This window comes from Rhizobium sp. BK008 (assembly GCF_014197345.1).
GTDB classification, from domain to species: domain Bacteria; phylum Pseudomonadota; class Alphaproteobacteria; order Rhizobiales; family Rhizobiaceae; genus Rhizobium; species Rhizobium anhuiense.
In genome coordinates this window covers 616,836-634,889 of the sequence record NZ_JACIFK010000001.1, presented here as the reverse complement: position 1 = coordinate 634,889, position 18,054 = coordinate 616,836, and the positions used below count along the sequence as shown (strand labels likewise).

General features: G+C 62.6%; 15 protein-coding genes. 2 read left to right on the top strand and 13 right to left on the bottom strand.

The annotated features are described in order from the left end of the window. Positions 1–4: 4 nt before the first annotated feature. The 7 genes from FHT69_RS02960 to aqpZ form a co-directional block, all read right to left on the bottom strand. Complete coding sequence (locus FHT69_RS02960; protein ID WP_174824440.1) at positions 5–874, bottom strand: outer membrane protein assembly factor BamD; 870 nt, start codon at positions 872–874, stop codon at positions 5–7. 257 nt (positions 875–1,131) lie between these two features. Next, complete coding sequence (gene lpxC, locus FHT69_RS02955) at positions 1,132–2,088, bottom strand: UDP-3-O-acyl-N-acetylglucosamine deacetylase (RefSeq protein WP_047610927.1); 957 nt, start codon at positions 2,086–2,088, stop codon at positions 1,132–1,134. Between the two features lie 262 nt (positions 2,089–2,350). Beyond that, on the bottom strand, positions 2,351–4,069 hold the full coding sequence (gene ftsZ, locus FHT69_RS02950) for a cell division protein FtsZ (protein WP_047610929.1): 1,719 nt from the start codon (positions 4,067–4,069) through the stop codon (positions 2,351–2,353). Between the two features lie 55 nt (positions 4,070–4,124). Continuing rightward, positions 4,125–5,456: a cell division protein FtsA gene (gene ftsA, locus FHT69_RS02945; protein ID WP_047610931.1), complete on the bottom strand. Its 1,332-nt coding sequence runs from the start codon at positions 5,454–5,456 to the stop codon at positions 4,125–4,127. Next, complete coding sequence (locus FHT69_RS02940; RefSeq protein ID WP_047610933.1) at positions 5,453–6,385, bottom strand: cell division protein FtsQ/DivIB; 933 nt, start codon at positions 6,383–6,385, stop codon at positions 5,453–5,455. Before FHT69_RS02940 ends, ftsA begins: the two co-directional genes overlap by 4 nt. Further along, positions 6,373–7,299, bottom strand: coding sequence for a D-alanine--D-alanine ligase (locus FHT69_RS02935; RefSeq protein ID WP_183905366.1), 927 nt, complete (start codon positions 7,297–7,299; stop codon positions 6,373–6,375). The genes FHT69_RS02940 and FHT69_RS02935 overlap by 13 nt, the downstream gene beginning before the upstream one ends. Positions 7,300–7,571: 272 nt before the next feature. Next, on the bottom strand, positions 7,572–8,273 hold the full coding sequence (gene aqpZ, locus FHT69_RS02930) for an aquaporin Z (protein WP_409527530.1): 702 nt from the start codon (positions 8,271–8,273) through the stop codon (positions 7,572–7,574). A 210-nt stretch (positions 8,274–8,483) separates the two neighbouring features. On the opposite strand from aqpZ, the gene FHT69_RS02925 reads away from it, so the two are divergent. Further along, positions 8,484–9,797 (top strand): MFS transporter, encoded by a 1,314-nt coding sequence (locus tag FHT69_RS02925; RefSeq protein ID WP_168333418.1) that lies wholly within the window; start codon positions 8,484–8,486, stop codon positions 9,795–9,797. A 114-nt stretch (positions 9,798–9,911) separates the two neighbouring features. Beyond that, entirely contained in the window at positions 9,912–10,841 is a 930-nt protein-coding gene (locus FHT69_RS02920; RefSeq protein WP_047611765.1) for a UDP-glucose 4-epimerase family protein, read from the top strand. A 3-nt stretch (positions 10,842–10,844) separates the two neighbouring features. Here the strand turns inward: FHT69_RS02920 and murB are convergent, their stop codons facing one another. From murB to mraY, 6 genes are read right to left on the bottom strand one after another with little or no spacing between them, the layout of a single operon-like run. Beyond that, positions 10,845–11,819, bottom strand: a complete 975-nt coding sequence (gene murB / locus FHT69_RS02915; RefSeq protein ID WP_063474590.1) for a UDP-N-acetylmuramate dehydrogenase — start codon at positions 11,817–11,819, stop codon at positions 10,845–10,847. Then, entirely contained in the window at positions 11,816–13,231 is a 1,416-nt protein-coding gene (gene murC, locus FHT69_RS02910) for a UDP-N-acetylmuramate--L-alanine ligase (protein ID WP_063474589.1), read from the bottom strand. The genes murB and murC overlap by 4 nt, the downstream gene beginning before the upstream one ends. Next, positions 13,228–14,352, bottom strand: coding sequence for an undecaprenyldiphospho-muramoylpentapeptide beta-N-acetylglucosaminyltransferase (gene murG, locus FHT69_RS02905; protein WP_047610941.1), 1,125 nt, complete (start codon positions 14,350–14,352; stop codon positions 13,228–13,230). Before murG ends, murC begins: the two co-directional genes overlap by 4 nt. Before the next feature lie 6 nt (positions 14,353–14,358). Next, positions 14,359–15,513 carry a putative lipid II flippase FtsW gene (ftsW, locus tag FHT69_RS02900; protein ID WP_047610942.1) on the bottom strand — a complete coding sequence of 385 codons (1,155 nt, stop codon included), beginning with the start codon at positions 15,511–15,513 and terminating at the stop codon, positions 14,359–14,361. A gap of 1 nt (position 15,514) precedes the next feature. Further along, a complete protein-coding gene (murD, locus tag FHT69_RS02895) occupies positions 15,515–16,927 on the bottom strand; it encodes a UDP-N-acetylmuramoyl-L-alanine--D-glutamate ligase (protein WP_183904880.1) in 1,413 nt (470 codons plus the stop codon). A gap of 7 nt (positions 16,928–16,934) precedes the next feature. Then, the gene (mraY, locus tag FHT69_RS02890; protein ID WP_003541415.1) at positions 16,935–18,035 is read right to left on the bottom strand and encodes a phospho-N-acetylmuramoyl-pentapeptide-transferase; all 1,101 of its coding nucleotides are present in this window, start codon (positions 18,033–18,035) and stop codon (positions 16,935–16,937) included. Positions 18,036–18,054 lie beyond the last annotated feature (19 nt).

The window sequence follows — 18,054 nt, the reverse complement described above, 5'->3', positions numbered from 1 at the left end:
GGCCTCAGGAACCGAGAAGAAGTTTCTTGCCTGCCGCAGCGATCCACGAGCCCTTGTTCTCACGCGGCTCGGCACCACCGGTCTGCAGCAGCTTGTAGGAATCGGCGTACCACTGGCTGTCGGGATAATTGTGACCGAGAACGGCAGCCGCCGTCTGCGCCTCGTCGACGATGCCCATGGCGTAATAAGCTTCGACGAGACGCGCTAGGGCCTCTTCGATCTGGTTGGTGTTCGGATATTTCTCGACGACGATGCGGAAGCGTGAGATCGCGGCGAGATATTCCTTCCGCTCCATGTAGTAGCGGCCGATCTGCATTTCCTTGCCGGCGAGCTGGTCGCGCGCGAAGCGGATCTTCGCCTGCGCGTCGTCGACATATTCGGAGTTCGGATAGTTGTCGATGACAGCCTGCATCGCCTCGATCGTCTTGGCCGAGGCGCGCTGGTCCTGCGTCACGTCGACGATCTGCTTGGAATAGGTGAGACCGATGAGATACTGCACATAGGCGGCATCCTGGGACTTCGGATATTGCGACATGTAGCGGTTGCCCGAAGCAAGCGCATCGTCCAGGCGGCCCTGGCGGTATTTGACGAAGGTGCTCATCACAAGCGCCTTGCGCGCCCATTCGGAGAATGGGTTTTCGCGGTCGATCGCGTCGAACTTGCGCGCCGCTTCCGCCATGTTGCCGGCCTTCATATTGGCAAGGCCCTGGGTATAGAGCACATCAGGCGGATCGGTTTCGAGGCCGAGCTTGGTGATGTCGATATCAGGGTCCGACTGGCAACCGGAGATCGCGGCGCCTGCGCTGAGCACCAGAAGCGATGCGAACAAAGCACGCGCTGTCTTCATCATACCTTCAGATCCTGCATAACCCATTCGAAAGAACCCCACTGCCGCCGCTCGCTCCACGGCAGCCACGCCTCGCTGGCGTTTCTAGCCACAAATGTGCATCAAGAGCAACGCAATGATAAGGCATTAACGCATTTTTGTGGCAGCCGCCGCAGAATGACCGGGCTTTTCATCTTCTTCCCGACCTGTGGCAGTCATGCATCTGCCTATTGCCGACGACGCGGCGGATATAAAAAAACCGCCTCCGGGAAAGAGGCGGCCTGGTCTTGAGAATGTGCTGGAGGTCATGCCGACCAGGGAGCGAATTCCGAAGCGCTAACTGCGATCAATTCGCGGGCAGCGACGCGCTGGCGCGGCGTCGACGTCTCCACGACCTCGTAGGCGGAGGGGTCGGCGAGCAGCGCCTTCAGCGCATTGGCGTTCATCTTGTGACCGCCGCGATAGGAACGGTAGCAGCCGATGAACGGCGCGCCGGCAAGCGACAGATCGCCGACGGCATCGAGCGTCTTGTGGCGGACGAATTCGTCCTTGGCGTAACGCAGCCCTTCGACATTGATGACGGTATTGTCGTCCGAGATGACGACGGAATTTTCAAGCGAGGAGCCGAGCGCGTGGCCCGACGCCCAGAGACGCTCGACATCGCGCATGAAACCGAAGGTACGGGCACGGGAAAGCTCTGCCTTGAAGACGGCGGCGTTCATGTCCCCGGCCCACTTCTGCCGGCCGATCAGCGGGCACTCGAAATCGATTTCGACTTCGAAGCGCGTCCCGTCATAGGGACGGAATTCGCTCCAGGAGCCGCCATGCTCGATTCTGACCGGCTTGGTGATACGGATATAGCGGCGCTTGACGCCGAGCGAGACGAGACCGACCTGCTCGATTGCCTCGACGAAGGGCAGCGAACTGCCATCCATGATCGGCATTTCGGAGCCCTGCACCTCGATCACCACATTGTCGAGGCCGAGCGCATAGATGGCGGCCATGACATGCTCGATCGTCGCCACCGAATGGGCGGGCGAGAAGCCGAGCACGGTGCAAAGGTCGGTATTGCCGACCTGCGAGGAGACGGCCTTGAGTTCGGTGATGTCGCCATTGTCATGCAGGCGCTGGAAAACGACGCCGGTGCCCGATTCGGCCGGGTTCAGGGTGATCGAGACATCAGCGCCCGAATGCACTCCGATGCCTGAGAGCGTTACGGGACGCGATACCGTCGTTTGAAAACCCAGCAAGCCAATTGCCATAAATTCTGCCTTTTATTCTTCCGTACCGGCGGCCTGTCCGATCGGCACGGTCATCGTTCATTCTGCAGCAGGAGCCTGTCGAAAGGTCTCCTAGGGCAGTTTCCTTGCACCATACTTACGTGCGCCAGCGCTCCAATCCAAATCACTGTTTCTTTCGCTTTGTTACGAAGTCACGCAATTGAAATCACTTGCGAATCGCAGCCAGAAAAACGGCAATGCCCGGGACCTTGATCCCGGGCATGAACGGTGCCGAAGCACGGTATCAGTTCGACTGGCGACGCAGGAATGCCGGGATTTCCAGCTGGTCGTCTTCCTGCATCATCCGGGCCTGCGGAACCGCGCGGCCCTGGTCGTCGAGGTTGCCGCGACGCGGTGCGTAGAGGCTTGCCTCCGGCGACAGCGGACGGCGCTGCTGCGAAGCAGCCGGCGGTGCGGCGGTCATGTCGGCGGCAACGGCGTCGTCGTCACGGCGGCCAAGCGAATTGGTGATTCGCTTGAGCAGGCCCATCGGACCGCGCTCTTCCGCCGCATGCGCGGAGGCCGGCTGCGTGCGGTGGTCGAGTTCGGCCTGGACGACCGGCGGGAAATCCTCGACCTTCGGCATGCGCACCGGTTCGGGCGCCTGGCGGATGATCGGCTCCTGCCGGACCGGCTGCTGCTGAACCGGCTGGCTTATCACCGGCTGGCTCATGACGGGTGCCGGAGCCTGCTGCTGCACAGGGGCAGGACGCATTGCCGGAGCTTCCGGCGCAGGTGCGAAGATCTTGCTCTGCGGACGGAAGGTTTCCTGCTGTGGAGCCGGCTGCTGCAGCGGTGCGGCAGCACGCGGGGCCGGAATTTCGAGCTCGCGTTCCATCTCGGCTTCGCGGATGGTCTGCGCGATCGGATCCATGGCCTTCGGTGCCTGCATCACGGGGGCAGGCTGAACTGCGGCCGCTGCCGGAGCAACAGCCGCGGAGGGACGGATAGCGGGCCTTGCTGCCGGCTGGAGGTTCCGCTCGGCGGCTTCGTTCATCGCCCGGTCGATGCCGGTTGCGACGACCGAGACGCGGATGATGCCTTCGAGCGATTCGTCGAAGGTGGCGCCGAGGATGATGTTGGCGTCCGGATCGACTTCCTCGCGGATGCGGGTCGCGGCTTCGTCGACTTCGAAGAGGGTGAGGTCGCGACCGCCGGTGATGGAGATCAGCAGCCCTTGAGCGCCCTTCATCGAGGTTTCGTCGAGCAGCGGATTGGCGATTGCAGCCTCTGCGGCCTGCAATGCGCGGCCGGAGCCGGAGGCTTCGCCTGTGCCCATCATCGCGCGGCCCATCTCGCGCATCACCGAGCGGACGTCGGCGAAGTCGAGGTTGATGAGGCCTTCCTTCACCATCAGGTCGGTGATGCAGGCAACGCCGGAATAGAGAACCTGGTCGGCCATGGCGAAGGCATCGGCAAAGGTCGTCTTGTCGTTGGCAATGCGGAAGAGGTTCTGGTTCGGAATGACGATCAGCGTATCGACAGACTTCTGCAGTTCCTGAATGCCCATCTCAGCCAGACGCATGCGGCGCCCGCCTTCGAAATGGAACGGCTTGGTGACGACGCCGACCGTCAGGATGCCCTTGTTGCGGGCTGCCTGCGCGACGACGGGAGCCGCACCCGTGCCGGTGCCGCCGCCCATGCCGGCGGTGACGAAGCACATATGCGTGCCGTTCAGGTGATCGACGATCTCATCGATGCACTCCTCGGCAGCCGCGCGGCCGACTTCCGGCTGCGAGCCGGCACCGAGGCCTTCGGTGACGTTGACGCCGAGCTGGATGATGCGCTCGGCCTTCGTCATCGTCAGCGCCTGCGCATCCGTGTTGGCGACGACGAAGTCGACGCCCTGGAGGCCGGCGGTGATCATGTTGTTGACGGCATTGCCGCCACCGCCACCAACGCCGAACACGGTGATGCGCGGCTTCAGCTCTGTGATGTCAGGCTTTTGCAGCTTGATGGTCATGGTACCTGTTCCTTCTCTCTCTGGCCGCATCGCCACGCCGGCCAATTACTCAATTTCAGAAGCTTTCCTTCAGCCACTGGCCCATGCGGGCTATCCGGCTGTTATTTCCCCCAAGCGACATGAGCAGACCGCTCTGTGACGCATGTGTCTCCATGTCCGCGACCTGCGGATAGATCATCAGGCCGACGGCCGTCGAAAAGGCCGGGCCCTTGGCCGCCGTCGGCAGCCCCGAGACGCCCATCGGGCGGCCGATGCGGACGTTGCGGGCAAGGATGCGCCGCGCCACATCGGCAAGACCGGTCAGCTGGCTCGCCCCGCCCGTCAGCACGACGCGTTTGCCAACGATCGGACTGAAGCCGGAGCGCTGGATACGGTCGCGAATCAGTTCCATCGTCTCCTCGATTCGGGCCGATACGATGCGCGAAACCAGCGCCCGCGGCACCTGCGACGGCTGGTCGCGATCGTCCTCGCCGATCGGCGGGATCGAGATCAGCTCTCGCTCGTCGGAAGAATTCGAAAGGGCCGTGGCATGCACGACCTTCAGCCGCTCGGCATCCTCGATGCGGGTCGAAAGGCCGCGCGCGAGATCCGTGGTCACGTGATGGCCGCCAAGGCCAACGGCATCCGTATGAACGAGCTTGCCTTCGGCAAAAACCGAGATCGTCGTCGTGCCGCCGCCCATGTCGATCGCCGCGCAGCCGAGCTCGACCTCGTCGTCGACGAGAGCCGCAAGGCCGGATGCATAGGGCGTCGCAACGATGCCCTCGACCGACAGATGCGCGCGGTTGACGCTGAGTTCGAGGTTCTTCAGCGCCGAGCGCTCCGCCGTGACGACATGCATGTCGACACCGAGCGCGTCGCCGTACATCGCCAGCGGATCGCGGATGCCGCGCTCGCCGTCGAGCGAGAAGCCGGTCGCCAGCGAATGCAGCACCGAACGGTCCTGACGCAGCGACTGCTGGCAGGCGGCCGACAGCACCTTCTTCAGATCGTTGAGTTCGACTTCCTGACCGCCGAGATCGATGGTCGCGGTGTAGATATCGCTGCCGAGGCGGCCGGCCGTCAGATTGACGATCAGGCTCTCGACGGTCAGCCCCGCCATGCGCTCGGCCGCGTCGACGGCAAGACGGATGACGCCTTCCAGCGCGTCGAGATCGGCGATGACGCCGGTCTTGATGCCGCGGGAACGCTGATGACCGATGCCGATGATCTCGATATTATGGGTGCGGCCCGGCAGGATCTGGCTTTCCTCGCGCGGCGTCAGCCGGCCGATCATGCAGACGACCTTGGTCGAGCCGATGTCGAGCACCGAAACGATATGCGACCGCTTCGACGAAAGCGGCTTCAGGCGCGGCAATCCGAAATGGGACGAACCGAACAAGCTCATATATTCTGCCCCGCCTTCTTCAATTCTTTCGTACGCTCCGTCACAACCGCCTGCCGGCGAACCGCCGCTTCCGGCGTCAGCTGGATCGCGGTTCTGTCAGGCAATCTCAGATCGACCGCAGCGATGTCCCGCTCGAGCAGCTGATGCTCCTTGTCGAACGTCGAAAGCGTCGCCAGTGCCTGGTCGATACCGTCTTCCGGCAGCTTGACGACGACGCCGTTGTCCATATGCAGGTCCCAGCGACGGCCGGATATCCAGACGTAGGCCTTCACGCGGGCCTTCACGTCGGGCCATTTCGAGAAGGCGTCGTCGAGTGATGCCGCCGCCGTTTCCGCATCGCGGCCGACGACCAGCGGTAGCGCCGAAAACTTGTTGTCGCGCAGCGGCGCAATGACGCTGCCGTTCTTCTCGATCAGGGAAAGCTCCTGCCCGTGCTGCCAGATCGCATAGGCCTGGCGCTCCTTGAGCTTCACTTCGATCGTTTTCGGATAGATCTTGCGAACCTCGACATTTTCGACCCAGGGAAGATGGGCGATCTTCCGGCGGGCGGCATCGACGTCGAGAGCGACCAGCGAGGTCGTGCCGTCGAGGCCGATCAGCTGCAGGATCTCGATTTCGGACGTCTCCGAATTGCCGGAGACCTTCACGTCCTCGATCGCAAAGCCTGCCGCCGTCGTTGTCGCCTGGGCGACGGCTTCGGTGTGGCCGCCGAGCGACATGCCGTAAAACCCTGTCGCAGCCAGGAAAGCGAGCGCCGAGACCGTGCCGGTATGGGCTGGAATGTAGATGCGGCCGCTGCAGAGGCTGATCAGGAAGCGCGTGACCCGGCGCAGCGGGCGCGGCAGCACGAACCGCTCTTCGGCTTCCATCATCGGAAGCACGGCATGATGGCTGGGACGCCCTAACCTCTTGACCGTCAACGCAAACAAGACGCGTCCTCCACCATCCACCGGAGAAACTGACCAAAGGAATAGCCGGCATGACCGGCCATTTCGGGCACGAGCGAGGTTGGAGTCATGCCTGGCTGGGTATTGACCTCCAGCCAGATAATTTCGCCGTCTTCGGAGAAACGATCGTCGTAACGAAAGTCGGACCGACTGACGCCGCGACAACCGATTGCCTGATGCGCCCTTAGGGCCAATGTTTGTATTTTTTGGTAAATATTCGGTGAAATTTTCGCAGGGATGACGTGTTTTGAACCGCCCGCCGCGTACTTGGAGTCGTAATCATAAAAATTGTGTCCCTGCGGCACCACTTCCGTGACACCGAGCGGCGTTTCGCCCATGACACCACAGGTGAGCTCGCGGCCGTAGACATAGCGCTCGACGAGTACTTCCTCGCCGTAACGCCACTCGGGGGAGCTGACGACCTGCGGCGGATGCGCCTGGTCTTCGGTGACGATGACGACGCCGAAGCTCGAGCCCTCGCGGACCGGCTTCACCACATAGGGCGGCTTCATCGGGTGCGTCGCGGGGAAGGCGAAACGATTGACCACCTGCGATTCGGCGACCGGAATGCCGGCGGCGGCTGCAACAAGCTTCGCCTTGTCCTTGTCCATCGCCAGCGCCGAGGCAAGCACGCCGGAATGCGTATAGGGAATTTCCAGATATTCGAGGATGCCCTGGATGGTGCCGTCCTCGCCGAACGGGCCATGAAGCGCATTGAAGACGACATCAGGCTTCAGCGCGGCGAGTTTCTCGGAAACATCGCGCGCGACGTCGATCGTCGTCACGTCGAAGCCTTCAGCTTGGAGGGCTTCTGCGCAAGCCTTTCCCGAGGAAAGGCTGACCGGCCTTTCCGAGGAAAATCCGCCCATCAGGACAGCGACATGCTTGCGACTCATCAACACCCCCAAAAATAACTTCCATTCTCGAAAGCGACGCTTGCGCGAAGCTGTCTGCTCCGTTTCAGGCCTTTGTCCGACCTGCACGCATTAGAGCATCATTATGGTTAATGAAGTGTTTACTTTCGTTAACTCCGTCTTGCTGCGCCCTCCATTTTTTAACTTTCACCTCTTCGGAAATGTCGAGCGAGGATGCCCGCCGATCCGCGGAAAGAGAAAAGCCCGCGCGGAAAAACCACGCGGGCTCAATGGGATAGTTCGATATCTTGTAGTCAGTCGGCGTCGTCGAGGAATTTCCACACCAGTCCGCCGAGCGCACCACCCGCAAGCGGCGCAATCCAGAACAGCCAGAGCTGCTGCAGCGCCCAGCCGCCGACGAAAAGCGCCTGGCCGGTGGAACGCGCCGGATTGACCGAGGTGTTCGTCACCGGGATGGAAATGAGATGGATCAGCGTCAGCCCGAGGCCGATCGCAATTGGCGCGAAGCCGGCAGGCACCCGGCTGCTGGTCGATCCCAGGATGATGATCAGGAAGAACATGGTCAGCAGCACTTCGATCAGCAGCGCCGAAAGCAGTGAATAGCCGCCCGGAGAATGATCGCCATAACCGTTGGCGGCAAAACCGCCGAGCTCGAAACCCGCCTTGCCGCTGGCGATAAGGTAGAGCACTGCGGCCGCGACGACGGCGCCGACAACCTGGACGACGATATAGGGAACAAGGCGCGCGGCGGGAAACCGGCCGGCAACCGTCAGACCGAGGGAAACGGCGGGATTGAAGTGACCGCCCGAAACGCCGCCCACGGCATAGGCCATGGTGAGCACGGTCAGGCCGAACGCAAAGGCCACGCCGACAAAACCGATCCCCAGTTCGGGAAAGGCCGCAGCCAGCACCGCGCTGCCGCATCCGCCGAAGACCAGCCAGAATGTGCCAAGAAACTCGGCAGCAAGACTCTTTTGCATGCGCGCCTCCTCCATTTCAACCAAAGGGTTAATAATGCTTCAGCCACAATTTGATTCCGGTCAAGCGCGCCGGCATGCGCGCAGCAAGCTTCACGCAAGGAGCGAGAAACCGCAGGTTCGAGACGCGATGCGTGCGACGCGAGGAGACGTTTTCTTAGATCTGAAATTGCGTTAAGACCCGCCGGCCTCCCAAGGCGTTCCATAGACAGACTGATTGGAATGAAAATGACAGACGCGATCTCCGCATCGCCGACACCTGCCTCGAACAGCGCGCAAGTCAATTCTCCGGCTCGCGTTCTCATCGCCAGCCTTGTCGGCACCACCATCGAATTCTTCGACTTCTACGTCTACGCGACGGCAGCCGTCCTCGTCTTCCCGCATCTCTTCTTCCCGGCAAGCGATTCGAACGCCGCAACGCTGCAGTCGCTGGTCACCTTCTCGATCGCCTTCTTCGCCCGCCCCATCGGCGCCGTGGTCTTCGGCCATTTCGGCGACCGCATCGGCCGCAAGGCGACGCTCGTCGCCGCGCTGATGACGATGGGGCTTTCGACCGTCCTGATCGGCATGCTGCCGGGCTATGATTCGATCGGCATCGCAGCACCCTTGCTGCTGGCGCTTTGCCGCTTCGGCCAGGGGCTTGGCCTCGGCGGCGAATGGGGCGGCGCCGTTCTGCTCGCCACCGAAAACGCTCCTCCCGGCAAGCGCAGCTGGTACGCCATGTTCCCGCAACTCGGCGCGCCGATCGGCTTTATCCTTTCCTCCGGATTTTTCCTCATCCTGGCGGAAACGATGAGCAACGAGGATTTCCTCGACTACGGATGGCGCATTCCCTTCATCGCCAGCCTCGCCCTTGTCGCTGTCGGCCTCTATGTCCGCCTGAAGATCGCCGAAACGCCGGAGTTCCGCAAAGCCGTCGAAAAGCACGAGCGCGTCGCCGTGCCGATCGAGGTGGTCTTCCGCGGCCACCTGCGCAGCCTGATCCTCGGTACCTTCATCGCCGTGGCGACCTTCGTGCTGTTCTACCTGATGACGGTCTTCACGCTCTCCTGGGGCACGACACCTTTGGAAAAGGGCGGGCTCGGTTATACCAGAGAGCAGTTCCTGGTCGTCCAGCTTGTCGGCGTCGTCTTCTTTGGCCTGACGATCCCGCTTTCCGGCTGGCTTTCAGACCTCTATTCGCGCCGCATCATTCTGTCGCTGACGACGATTGCCATCGCAATCTTCGGCTTCTTCTACGCGCCGCTGCTGACCAGCGGTCTGACCGGCGCCTTCCTGTGCTCGATCATCGGCCTCGCTTTGATGGGCTTCACCTATGGTCCGATCGGCGCGGCTCTTGCAGCGCCCTTCCCGACCATGGTGCGCTACACCGGCGCCTCGATGACCTTCAACCTCGGTGGCATCTTCGGCGCCTCGCTCGCCCCCTATATCGCCACCTGGCTCGCCACCCACTACAGCCTGAACTATGTCGGCTACTACCTTGCCGCCTCGGCTGTGATCTCGCTGGTCTGCATCCTGCTGTCGGGCCGCGAAGAAGTCTGAGCCTCGGATAACCAATCAACGAAAAGCCGCGACGGCCACCGTCGCGGCTTTTTTATTGATACCGTGGGCACTTCAGGCTAACCGGAGCAGTCACGGCAAAACGGGGAACAGATGATGCGATGCCTCATTACCGGCGCGGCCGGCTTTGTCGGTGGCCCCCTCGTCGAAAGGCTGCATAAAGAGCGGATATGGGAGCTTGCGGTAACCACCCGCTCGGCCGCCGCCAGCTTCCCGGCGGATGTGCGGCATTTTCCCATCGAGATAACCAGCGAAACCGACTGGACGGCAGCTCTCGACGGTGTCGATGTCATTGTCCATCTCGCTGCCCGCGTTCACATCATGAATGACCGCGCGGCCGATCCTCTGACGGAATTCCGCCAAATCAACACTGCCGCCACGCTGAATCTCGCCGAGCAAGCCGCCCGCGCGGGCGTAAAAAGGCTCGTCTTCATCAGCAGCATCAAGGTCAATGGTGAAGAGAACGACCGGCCTTTCCGGCACGACGACACGCCGATGCCGGTTGATCCCTATGGTATTTCGAAGCTGGAATGCGAAATCGGGCTGCATGAAATCTCCGCCCGAACAGGCATCGAAATCGTCGTCATTCGACCGCCGCTCGTCTATGGGCCCGGCGCCAGGGGCAACTTCGCCCTGCTCGTCGGACTTGTCCGGAAGAAGATACCGCTCCCCTTCGCCTCGCTGAAGAACCGCCGGACATTGGTCGCGCTTCCCAATCTCGTCGATCTGATCGTCACGGGCATGACGCATCCGGACGCTGCCGGCCAGACCTTTCTTGCAGGCGATGGGGAAGATCTGTCGACCCCAGGGCTTATCGAAGGAATTGCAGCAGGCTTGGGCGTCAAGCCGATGCTGCTTCCCTTCCCTCCCGCCTTGTTACAGATGGGGGCGAGAGTGACGGGAAAGAGCGCCGTCTACCAGCGTCTTTGCGGCTCCCTGCAGGTCGACATATCCCATGCCCGCGACGTGCTCGGCTGGTCGCCCGTCGTCACGCCGCGCGAGGGCCTGAAGCTTGCGGTGAACTAACCGTTATTCGCTCGTGACACCCTGGAATGGGCGCACTTCCCGGCCGGGCATGAAGACGCCGAAGCGTTTGATTTCCCACTCGAGCTTGATGCCCTCTTTCTCGAAGACTTCGCGGCGCACCTGTTCGCCGAGATATTCGAGATCGTAGCCGGTCGCCTGCCCCATATTGATCATGAAGTTGCAGTGAAGCGACGACATCTGCGCTCCGCCGATGACGAGGCCGCGGCAGCCTGCCTCGTCGATCAGCTTCCAGGCCGAATGGCCAGGCGGGTTCTTGAAGGTCGAGCCGCCGGTCTTTTCGCGCACCGGCTGCACCGTCTCGCGGTGATTGCGCACAGCATCCATCTCGGCACGAATCTGCGCCCGCTCTTCCGGATAGCCCTCGAACAGCACGGAGGTGAAGATCAACTCGCTGGATGCGGTCGAATGGCGATAGGAATAACCCATCTCGGCATTGCTGAGCACATGCTTGTTGCCTTTGCGATCCAATGCATGGACCTCGATCAGCCGCTCGCGCGTTTCCACGCCGTTGGCGCCGGCATTCATCCGCGCCGCGCCGCCGATGCTGCCCGGAATGCCGTAGAAGAAATGGAAGCCGCCGATACCGTTATCCATTGCCATCGCCGCCACATGTTTATCAGGGCAGATGGCGCCGGCCAGGATGCGGTTTTCGCCGGCAAGCTCGACGAAGCCGAACCCCTTGGCGGACAGGCGCAGCACGACGCCGGGAATGCCGCCGTCGCGAACCAGGATGTTGGAGCCGACGCCGACCACGGTCAGCGGCACCTCTTCCGGCAATATTTTCAGGAAGGCGATGAGATCGTCGATGTCATGCGGCTGGAACATCAATTCGGCCAGGCCGCCGGCCCTGAACCAGGTGACGCGGTCCATGGGGGCATCCGGCGTGATACGGCCGCGGATATCCTTTACACCGTCTCCGAGAGACGCGAGAAGCTTTTCCCCATTCACCTGTTTCATACGGACTTTCCCGAAAGGCCTTCCAGTTGTTTGGGCAGCGCCGCTGCCCAGGATGTGATGCTCCCAGCCCCCAACAGAACCACGAAATCGCCAGGCTTTGCAACCTCCGAGACCATCTGAGGCAGAAGTTCCGCCGAGGTGAGAAAGCGGGCGTCGCGATGGCCGCCCGATTTTATGCGCGAAACCAGCGACACGGAATCGATACCCTCGATCGGATCCTCGCCCGCTGCGTAAACAGGCGCGAGGAAGATGCTGTCGGCATCGTTGAAGCAGGCGGCGAATTCCTCGAAGAGGCTGGCAAGACGGCTATAACGGTGCGGCTGGTGAACCGCGATGATGCGCCCCTTGCAGGCTTCGCGGGCAGCGCGCAGCACCGCCTTGATCTCGACGGGATGGTGGCCGTAATCGTCGAAGATCTGCACTCCGTTCCATTCGCCGGTCAGCGTGAAGCGCCGCTTGACGCCGCCGAAGGAAGCAAGCCCCTTGGCGATATCGGCGCTCGATATGCCGAGCCGGTTGGCAACGGCAATCGCCGCCGTGGCGTTGGAAATATTATGCCGGCCGGGCATCGGCATGACCAGCCCCTTGAGCTCGATCACCTGGCCGGTGCGGCGGCGGCGGATTTCGACGTCGAAGATCGAGCGCGTGCCGTCGATGCGCACATTCGTGAAGCGCACGTCGGCCTGCGGATTCTCGCCATAGGTGATGATCTTGCGGTCCTCGATGCGGCCGACCAGCGACTGCACCTCCGGATGGTCGAGGCACATGACGCCGAAACCGTAGAACGGCACATTCTCGACGAACTGCCGGAAGGCGGCGCGCACCGCATCGAAATTGCCGTAATGGTCGAGATGTTCCGGGTCGATATTGGTGATGACGGCGACATCGGCCGGAAGCTTCAGGAAGGTGCCGTCCGATTCATCGGCCTCGACCACCATCCACTCGCCCTCGCCCATGCGGGCATTGGTGCCGTAGGCGTTGATAATGCCGCCATTGATGACGGTCGGGTCGAGCCCGCCGGCTTCGAGCAGCGTCGCGACCAGCGAGGTGGTCGTCGTCTTGCCATGCGTGCCGCCGATGGCGATCGCATTGCGGAAGCGCATGAGCTCTGCCAGCATTTCGGCGCGGCGCACCACCGGCAGCAGCTTTTCGCGCGCGGCGATGAGCTCCGGATTGCTCTTCTTGATCGCCGTCGAGACGACGACGACTTCGGCGTCACCCAGGTTTTCCGCCCGATGGCCGACGGACACCTCGATGCCCTTCTCGCGCAGGCGCTGGACATTGGCGCTGTCGGCCTGGTCCGATCCCTGCACCTTGTGGCCGAGATTGTGCAGCACCTCGGCAATGCCGCTCATGCCGATGCCGCCAATGCCGATGAAATGGACGAGACCGATCGCCTTTGGCAGTTTCATGCGCGTGTCCTCTTGAATTCCGCAATTGTCCGTCCGGCGGCAATAGCCTCAACCATGTCGGCAAGCAAGTTCGCGGCATCGGGTTTGCCGGCGAGTTTCGCCGCCGCTGCCATGTGCGAAAGCTTTTCCGGATCGTTCATGACAGCCGTCAGGATCGCCGCGATTTTCTCCGGCGATAGTTCCGACTGGGCAATCACCTTCGCCCCGCCGGTCGCAGCGAGTGCTGCGGCATTGGCCGCCTGATCGTGATCGAGAGCATGCGGGTAAGGCACGAGCACCGCCGGCCGGCCGATGACCGAGATTTCCGAAACCGTCGAGGCGCCCGAACGGCAGATGACGAGATGCGCTTTCGCCAGCCGTTCCGCCATGTCGGTGAAGAAGGGAGCGATATCGGCCCCCATCTCCAGCTTGGCGACGCAGCCGCTGACCATTTCCATATCTTCGGGACGCACCTGCTGGGTGATACGCAGCCGCACGCGAAGCGCATCGTCGAGCAGGCTGATCGCCGTCGGCAGCGCCTTGGAGAAATATTGCGCGCCCTGGCTGCCGCCGAAGACGACGAGGTTGAAGGCCTCACCGGGATGCGATGGCGTGTAAGGTACCTCGGCCGCGGCGATGATCGCCGGGCGGACCGGATTGCCCGTCGTCACCGTCTTGTCCGGGAAAGCGGCGCCGCCTTCGGGCAGAAAGCCGCCGGCGATGGCCTGCACGCGGGTTGCTAAGGCCTTGTTGGCGCGGCCCATCACGGCGTTCTGCTCGTGGATCATCGAGGGCACGCCGAGCCGGGTGGCGGCAAGCAGCGGCGGCACGGTGGGATAACCGCCGAAACCGACGACGATCACAGGCCGCAGCCGCTGGATCAGCTTCTTCGCCGCGCGCATGCCGCTCCACAGCGTCCACAGCGAACGGGCGACGGCAACCGGGTTCTTCGAGCCGATCGTCGCCGACGGCACGACATGGATTTCCTCGGCCGGGAACTTGCCGGCGTAACGCTCGGCCCGGCTATCCGTGACGAGATGCACCGAATAGCCGCGCTCCTTCAGCTTGAAGGCCAGCGCCTCAGCCGGGAATACATGGCCGCCGGTTCCCCCGGCGGCAAGCAGCACGATGCCTTTGCTCATAGTCCTCTACTCCGCCGGCATGCCGTGCGGGACGCGGAAGAGGCTCCGGTCCTGCGCACGCTTTTCCGGTCGATGGCGCGTCAGCGCCAGAATGAAGCCGGCAGTGACGCAGATCGCCACCATGGACGAGCCGCCGTAGGAAATCAGCGGCAGCGTCATGCCCTTGGCCGGCAGCAGTTCGAGATTGACGCCGATATTGATGATCGACTGGATGCCCATCTGCAGCACCAGGCCGGCGACGGCGAAACGGTTGAAATCGTTCCGCTCCCGATAGGCATGCGAGAGGCCGCGCAAGACCAGCACCGTAAACAGCGCAACGAGCGCCATGCAGAAGACGATGCCGAACTCCTCGGCCGCGACCGAGAAGATGAAGTCGGTATGGGCATCCGGGATGATGCGCTTGACGATACCTTCGCCCGGTCCCTGGCCGAACCAGCTGCCGCGGATGATCGCTTCGCGGGCGGTATCGATCTGGAACGTGTCCCCCTCGCCGGTCATGAACTTGTCTATTCGGCCGGCGACGTGCGGGAAGACGTAATAGGCGCTGAGCAGGCCGCCGGCGCCCCCGATGCCGAGCAGCATGATCCAGATCCACGGCATGCCGGCCATGAAGAACATCCCGCCCCAGACGGCCGTCGTCAGGATGGTCTGGCCGAGGTCGGGTTGCGCGATGAGAAGGGCGGCGACGATGCCGAACAGGATGATGGCGAAGAGATTGCCGGGGATTTCCGGTTGGCGCGCATGTTCGGCAAACAGCCAGGCGCAGACGACGACGAAGGCCGGCTTCATGAATTCCGACGGCTGGATGGAAAGGCCAGCGATCCAGATCCAGCGCCTGCCGCCCTTGACCTCCTGGCCGACGAACAGCACCAGCACCATCATGGCGATCGAGATGATCAGGATCAGGATCGCGGTTCGCCGCACTTGGCGTGGCGTCAGGAACGACAGCCCGAGCATGACGGCGATCGAGGGGATCATGAAGGCTGCGTGGCGCTTGACGAAATGGAAGGGTTCGAGCCCGATGCGCTCGGCAACCGCTGGAGAAGCCGCGAACGACAGCATGAAACCGATGCCCATCAGGAAGATGAACATCGCCAGGAAGAAACGGTCGATGGTCCAGAACCAATCGGCCAGAGGCCCACGCTCCGCACGGCTTACCATGTCATTTCTCTCCTGTTGCCGGACCGATCAGCATCGCAATCCCGTCAAGCGCTGCCACGTGGCCGACGAAGGCATCGCCCCTGACTTCGAAATTCTTATACTGATCGAAGCTTGCGCAAGCCGGGGATAACATCACGGCCGAAGCACCGCTTTCGTCGCGCTCGGCATCGGCTGCAGCGTGCGCGACGGCGCGCTCCAGCGTACCCGAGATCTCGTAAGGCACGGCCTCGCCGAGCGTCGCAGCGAATTCCGCCGCCGCCTCACCGATCAGATAGGCCTTGGCGATGCGTGGAAAATAGGGAGCAAGCGTCGTAATGCCACCTGCCTTCGGCAGACCGCCGGCTATCCAGTAGATGCGATCGTAGCTCGAGAGCGCGGGTGCGGCGGCATCGGCATTGGTGGCTTTGGAATCGTTGACGAAAACGACGCGGCCACGCTGGCCGACCGGCTGCATGCGGTGTTTCAGTCCCGGAAACGAGGTGAGCCCGGCGCGGATGTCGGCGGCGGAAACTCCCACGGCAAGGCAGGCGGCGACGGCGGCGGCGGCATTCTGCGCATTATGGCTGCCGCGCAGCGTCTGGATGCCGTCGAGATCGGCGAAAGGCAGCATGGCGCCGCCGGCGGCCTGGATGAGCCTCGTGCCCTCGGCATAAATGCCGTCAGCCACCACGTTCCGGCGCGAAATGCGGACCACCTTGACACCCGCCCGCTCGACGCGGTCGGCGATCAAGACAGAATGGCTGTCGTCGGCACCGACGATCGCGACATCGCTGCCGGCGACCAGCCGTTCCTTGATATCGGCATAATGCTGCATCGTGCCGTGACGGTCGAGATGATCGGGCGTCAGGTTGAGCAGGATTCCGGCCGAAGGGTTCAGCGTCGGCGCCAGATCGATCTGGTAGGAGGAGCATTCGACGACGTAGTAACGCCCGGTCTTCGGCGGATCGAGCGTCAGCACGGCCGTGCCGATATTACCGCCGAGCTGCGTGTCGTAGCCTGATGATTTCAGGATATGGGCGATCAGCGCCGTGGTGGTCGACTTGCCGTTGGTGCCTGTTATGGCGATGAAGGGGCAATCCGGCGCATGGGCGCGGCGCTCGCGCACGAAGAGCTCGACGTCGCCGACGATATCGACGCCCGCCGCGCGCGCAAGATCGACGGTCCAATGCGGCTTCGGATGGGTGAGCGGCACGCCGGGCGACAGCACGAACAGCGCCTGCTGGCTCCAATCGATGGTGTGCAGGTCTTCCGTCCGGATGCCTTCGGCCGCGGCCTTGGCGACGCTGTCGGGATTGTCGTCCCAGGCGGTCACGTCGGCGCCGCCTGATATCAGCGCCCGGGCGGTGGCAAAGCCGGAGCCGCCGAGCCCGAAGAGCGCGACCTTCCTGTCCTTGAGCGTCGTGACCGCGATCATCGCCGCCTCACCGCAGCTTCAGCGTCGAGAGGCCGAGCATGGCAAGGCCGACGGCGACGATCCAGAAGCGGATCACCACCTGGCTTTCGGTCCAGCCCTTCTTCTCGAAGTGATGATGGATCGGCGCCATCAGGAAGACGCGCCGGCCGGTCATCTTGAAGAAGCCGACCTGGATGATGACCGAAAGCGTTTCGATGACGAAGAGGCCGCCGATGATCGCCATGACGATCTCGTGTTTGGTGGCGACGGCGACGGTGCCGATCGTGCCGCCGAGTGCCAGCGACCCGGTGTCACCCATGAAGATGGCGGCCGGCGGCGCATTGAACCAGAGAAAGCCGAGGCCGGCGCCGATGACGGCGCCAAGCACGACGGCAAGCTCGCCAGTGCCGGGCACGAAATTGATCTGCAGGTAGTTGGCAAACACCACGTTGCCGGCGAGATAGGCGATGACGCCGAAGGAGGCGGCGGCAATCATGACAGGCACGATGGCAAGCCCGTCGAGGCCGTCCGTCAGGTTGACGGCATTACCGGCGCCGACGATGACGAAACCGCCGAAGACGACGAACATGATGCCGATATTGATCATGAAGTCCTTGAAAAAGGGAAACGCGATCGAGGAGCCGAAGGTCGAACCGGCAATCCCCGAGGCAAGAGCGGTGCGCATCATGAAATAGACGGCGATGCCGGCAATGACGAATTCGATGCCGAGACGCGCCTTGCCGGAAAAGCCCATATGGCTCTGCTTCGTGACCTTCAGATAATCGTCATAGAAGCCGATCGCACCGAAGCCCAGCGTCACCAGCAAGGTGGCGACGACGTAGACGTTGGAAAGATCGGCCCAGAGCAGCGACGCGCCGACGATGCCGGCGAGGATCATCAGCCCGCCCATGGTCGGCGTGCCGGCCTTCTTGAAATGCGTCTGCGGCCCGTCGGCGCGGATCGGCTGGCCCTTGCCCTGCCGGATGCGCAGCGAGTTGATGATCGTCGGTCCGAACAGGAAGACGATCAGCGCTGAGGTGAAGAGAGCGGCCCCTGTGCGGAAGGTAATATATCTGAACAGGTTCAGAAATTTGAAATATTCCGACAGTTCGACAAGCCAGATCAGCATTCAGGGCCCCTTGTTTACC

Excerpts from the sequence above, each read along its gene's own strand:
- FHT69_RS02960 (WP_174824440.1), bottom strand. The coding sequence starts at position 874 with ATGGGTTATGCAGGATCTGAAGGTATGATGAAGACAGCGCGTGCTTTG.
- lpxC (WP_047610927.1), bottom strand. The coding sequence starts at position 2,088 with ATGGCAATTGGCTTGCTGGGTTTTCAAACGACGGTATCGCGTCCCGTA.
- ftsZ (WP_047610929.1), bottom strand. The coding sequence starts at position 4,069 with ATGACCATCAAGCTGCAAAAGCCTGACATCACAGAGCTGAAGCCGCGC.
- ftsA (WP_047610931.1), bottom strand. The coding sequence starts at position 5,456 with ATGAGCTTGTTCGGTTCGTCCCATTTCGGATTGCCGCGCCTGAAGCCG.
- FHT69_RS02935 (WP_183905366.1), bottom strand. The coding sequence starts at position 7,299 with ATGAGTCGCAAGCATGTCGCTGTCCTGATGGGCGGATTTTCCTCGGAA.
- aqpZ (WP_409527530.1), bottom strand. The coding sequence starts at position 8,273 with ATGGAGGAGGCGCGCATGCAAAAGAGTCTTGCTGCCGAGTTTCTTGGC.
- FHT69_RS02925 (WP_168333418.1), top strand. The coding sequence starts at position 8,484 with ATGACAGACGCGATCTCCGCATCGCCGACACCTGCCTCGAACAGCGCG.
- FHT69_RS02920 (WP_047611765.1), top strand. The coding sequence starts at position 9,912 with ATGCGATGCCTCATTACCGGCGCGGCCGGCTTTGTCGGTGGCCCCCTC.
- murB (WP_063474590.1), bottom strand. The coding sequence starts at position 11,819 with ATGAAACAGGTGAATGGGGAAAAGCTTCTCGCGTCTCTCGGAGACGGT.
- murC (WP_063474589.1), bottom strand. The coding sequence starts at position 13,231 with ATGAAACTGCCAAAGGCGATCGGTCTCGTCCATTTCATCGGCATTGGC.
- murG (WP_047610941.1), bottom strand. The coding sequence starts at position 14,352 with ATGAGCAAAGGCATCGTGCTGCTTGCCGCCGGGGGAACCGGCGGCCAT.
- ftsW (WP_047610942.1), bottom strand. The coding sequence starts at position 15,513 with ATGGTAAGCCGTGCGGAGCGTGGGCCTCTGGCCGATTGGTTCTGGACC.
- murD (WP_183904880.1), bottom strand. The coding sequence starts at position 16,927 with ATGATCGCGGTCACGACGCTCAAGGACAGGAAGGTCGCGCTCTTCGGG.
- mraY (WP_003541415.1), bottom strand. The coding sequence starts at position 18,035 with ATGCTGATCTGGCTTGTCGAACTGTCGGAATATTTCAAATTTCTGAAC.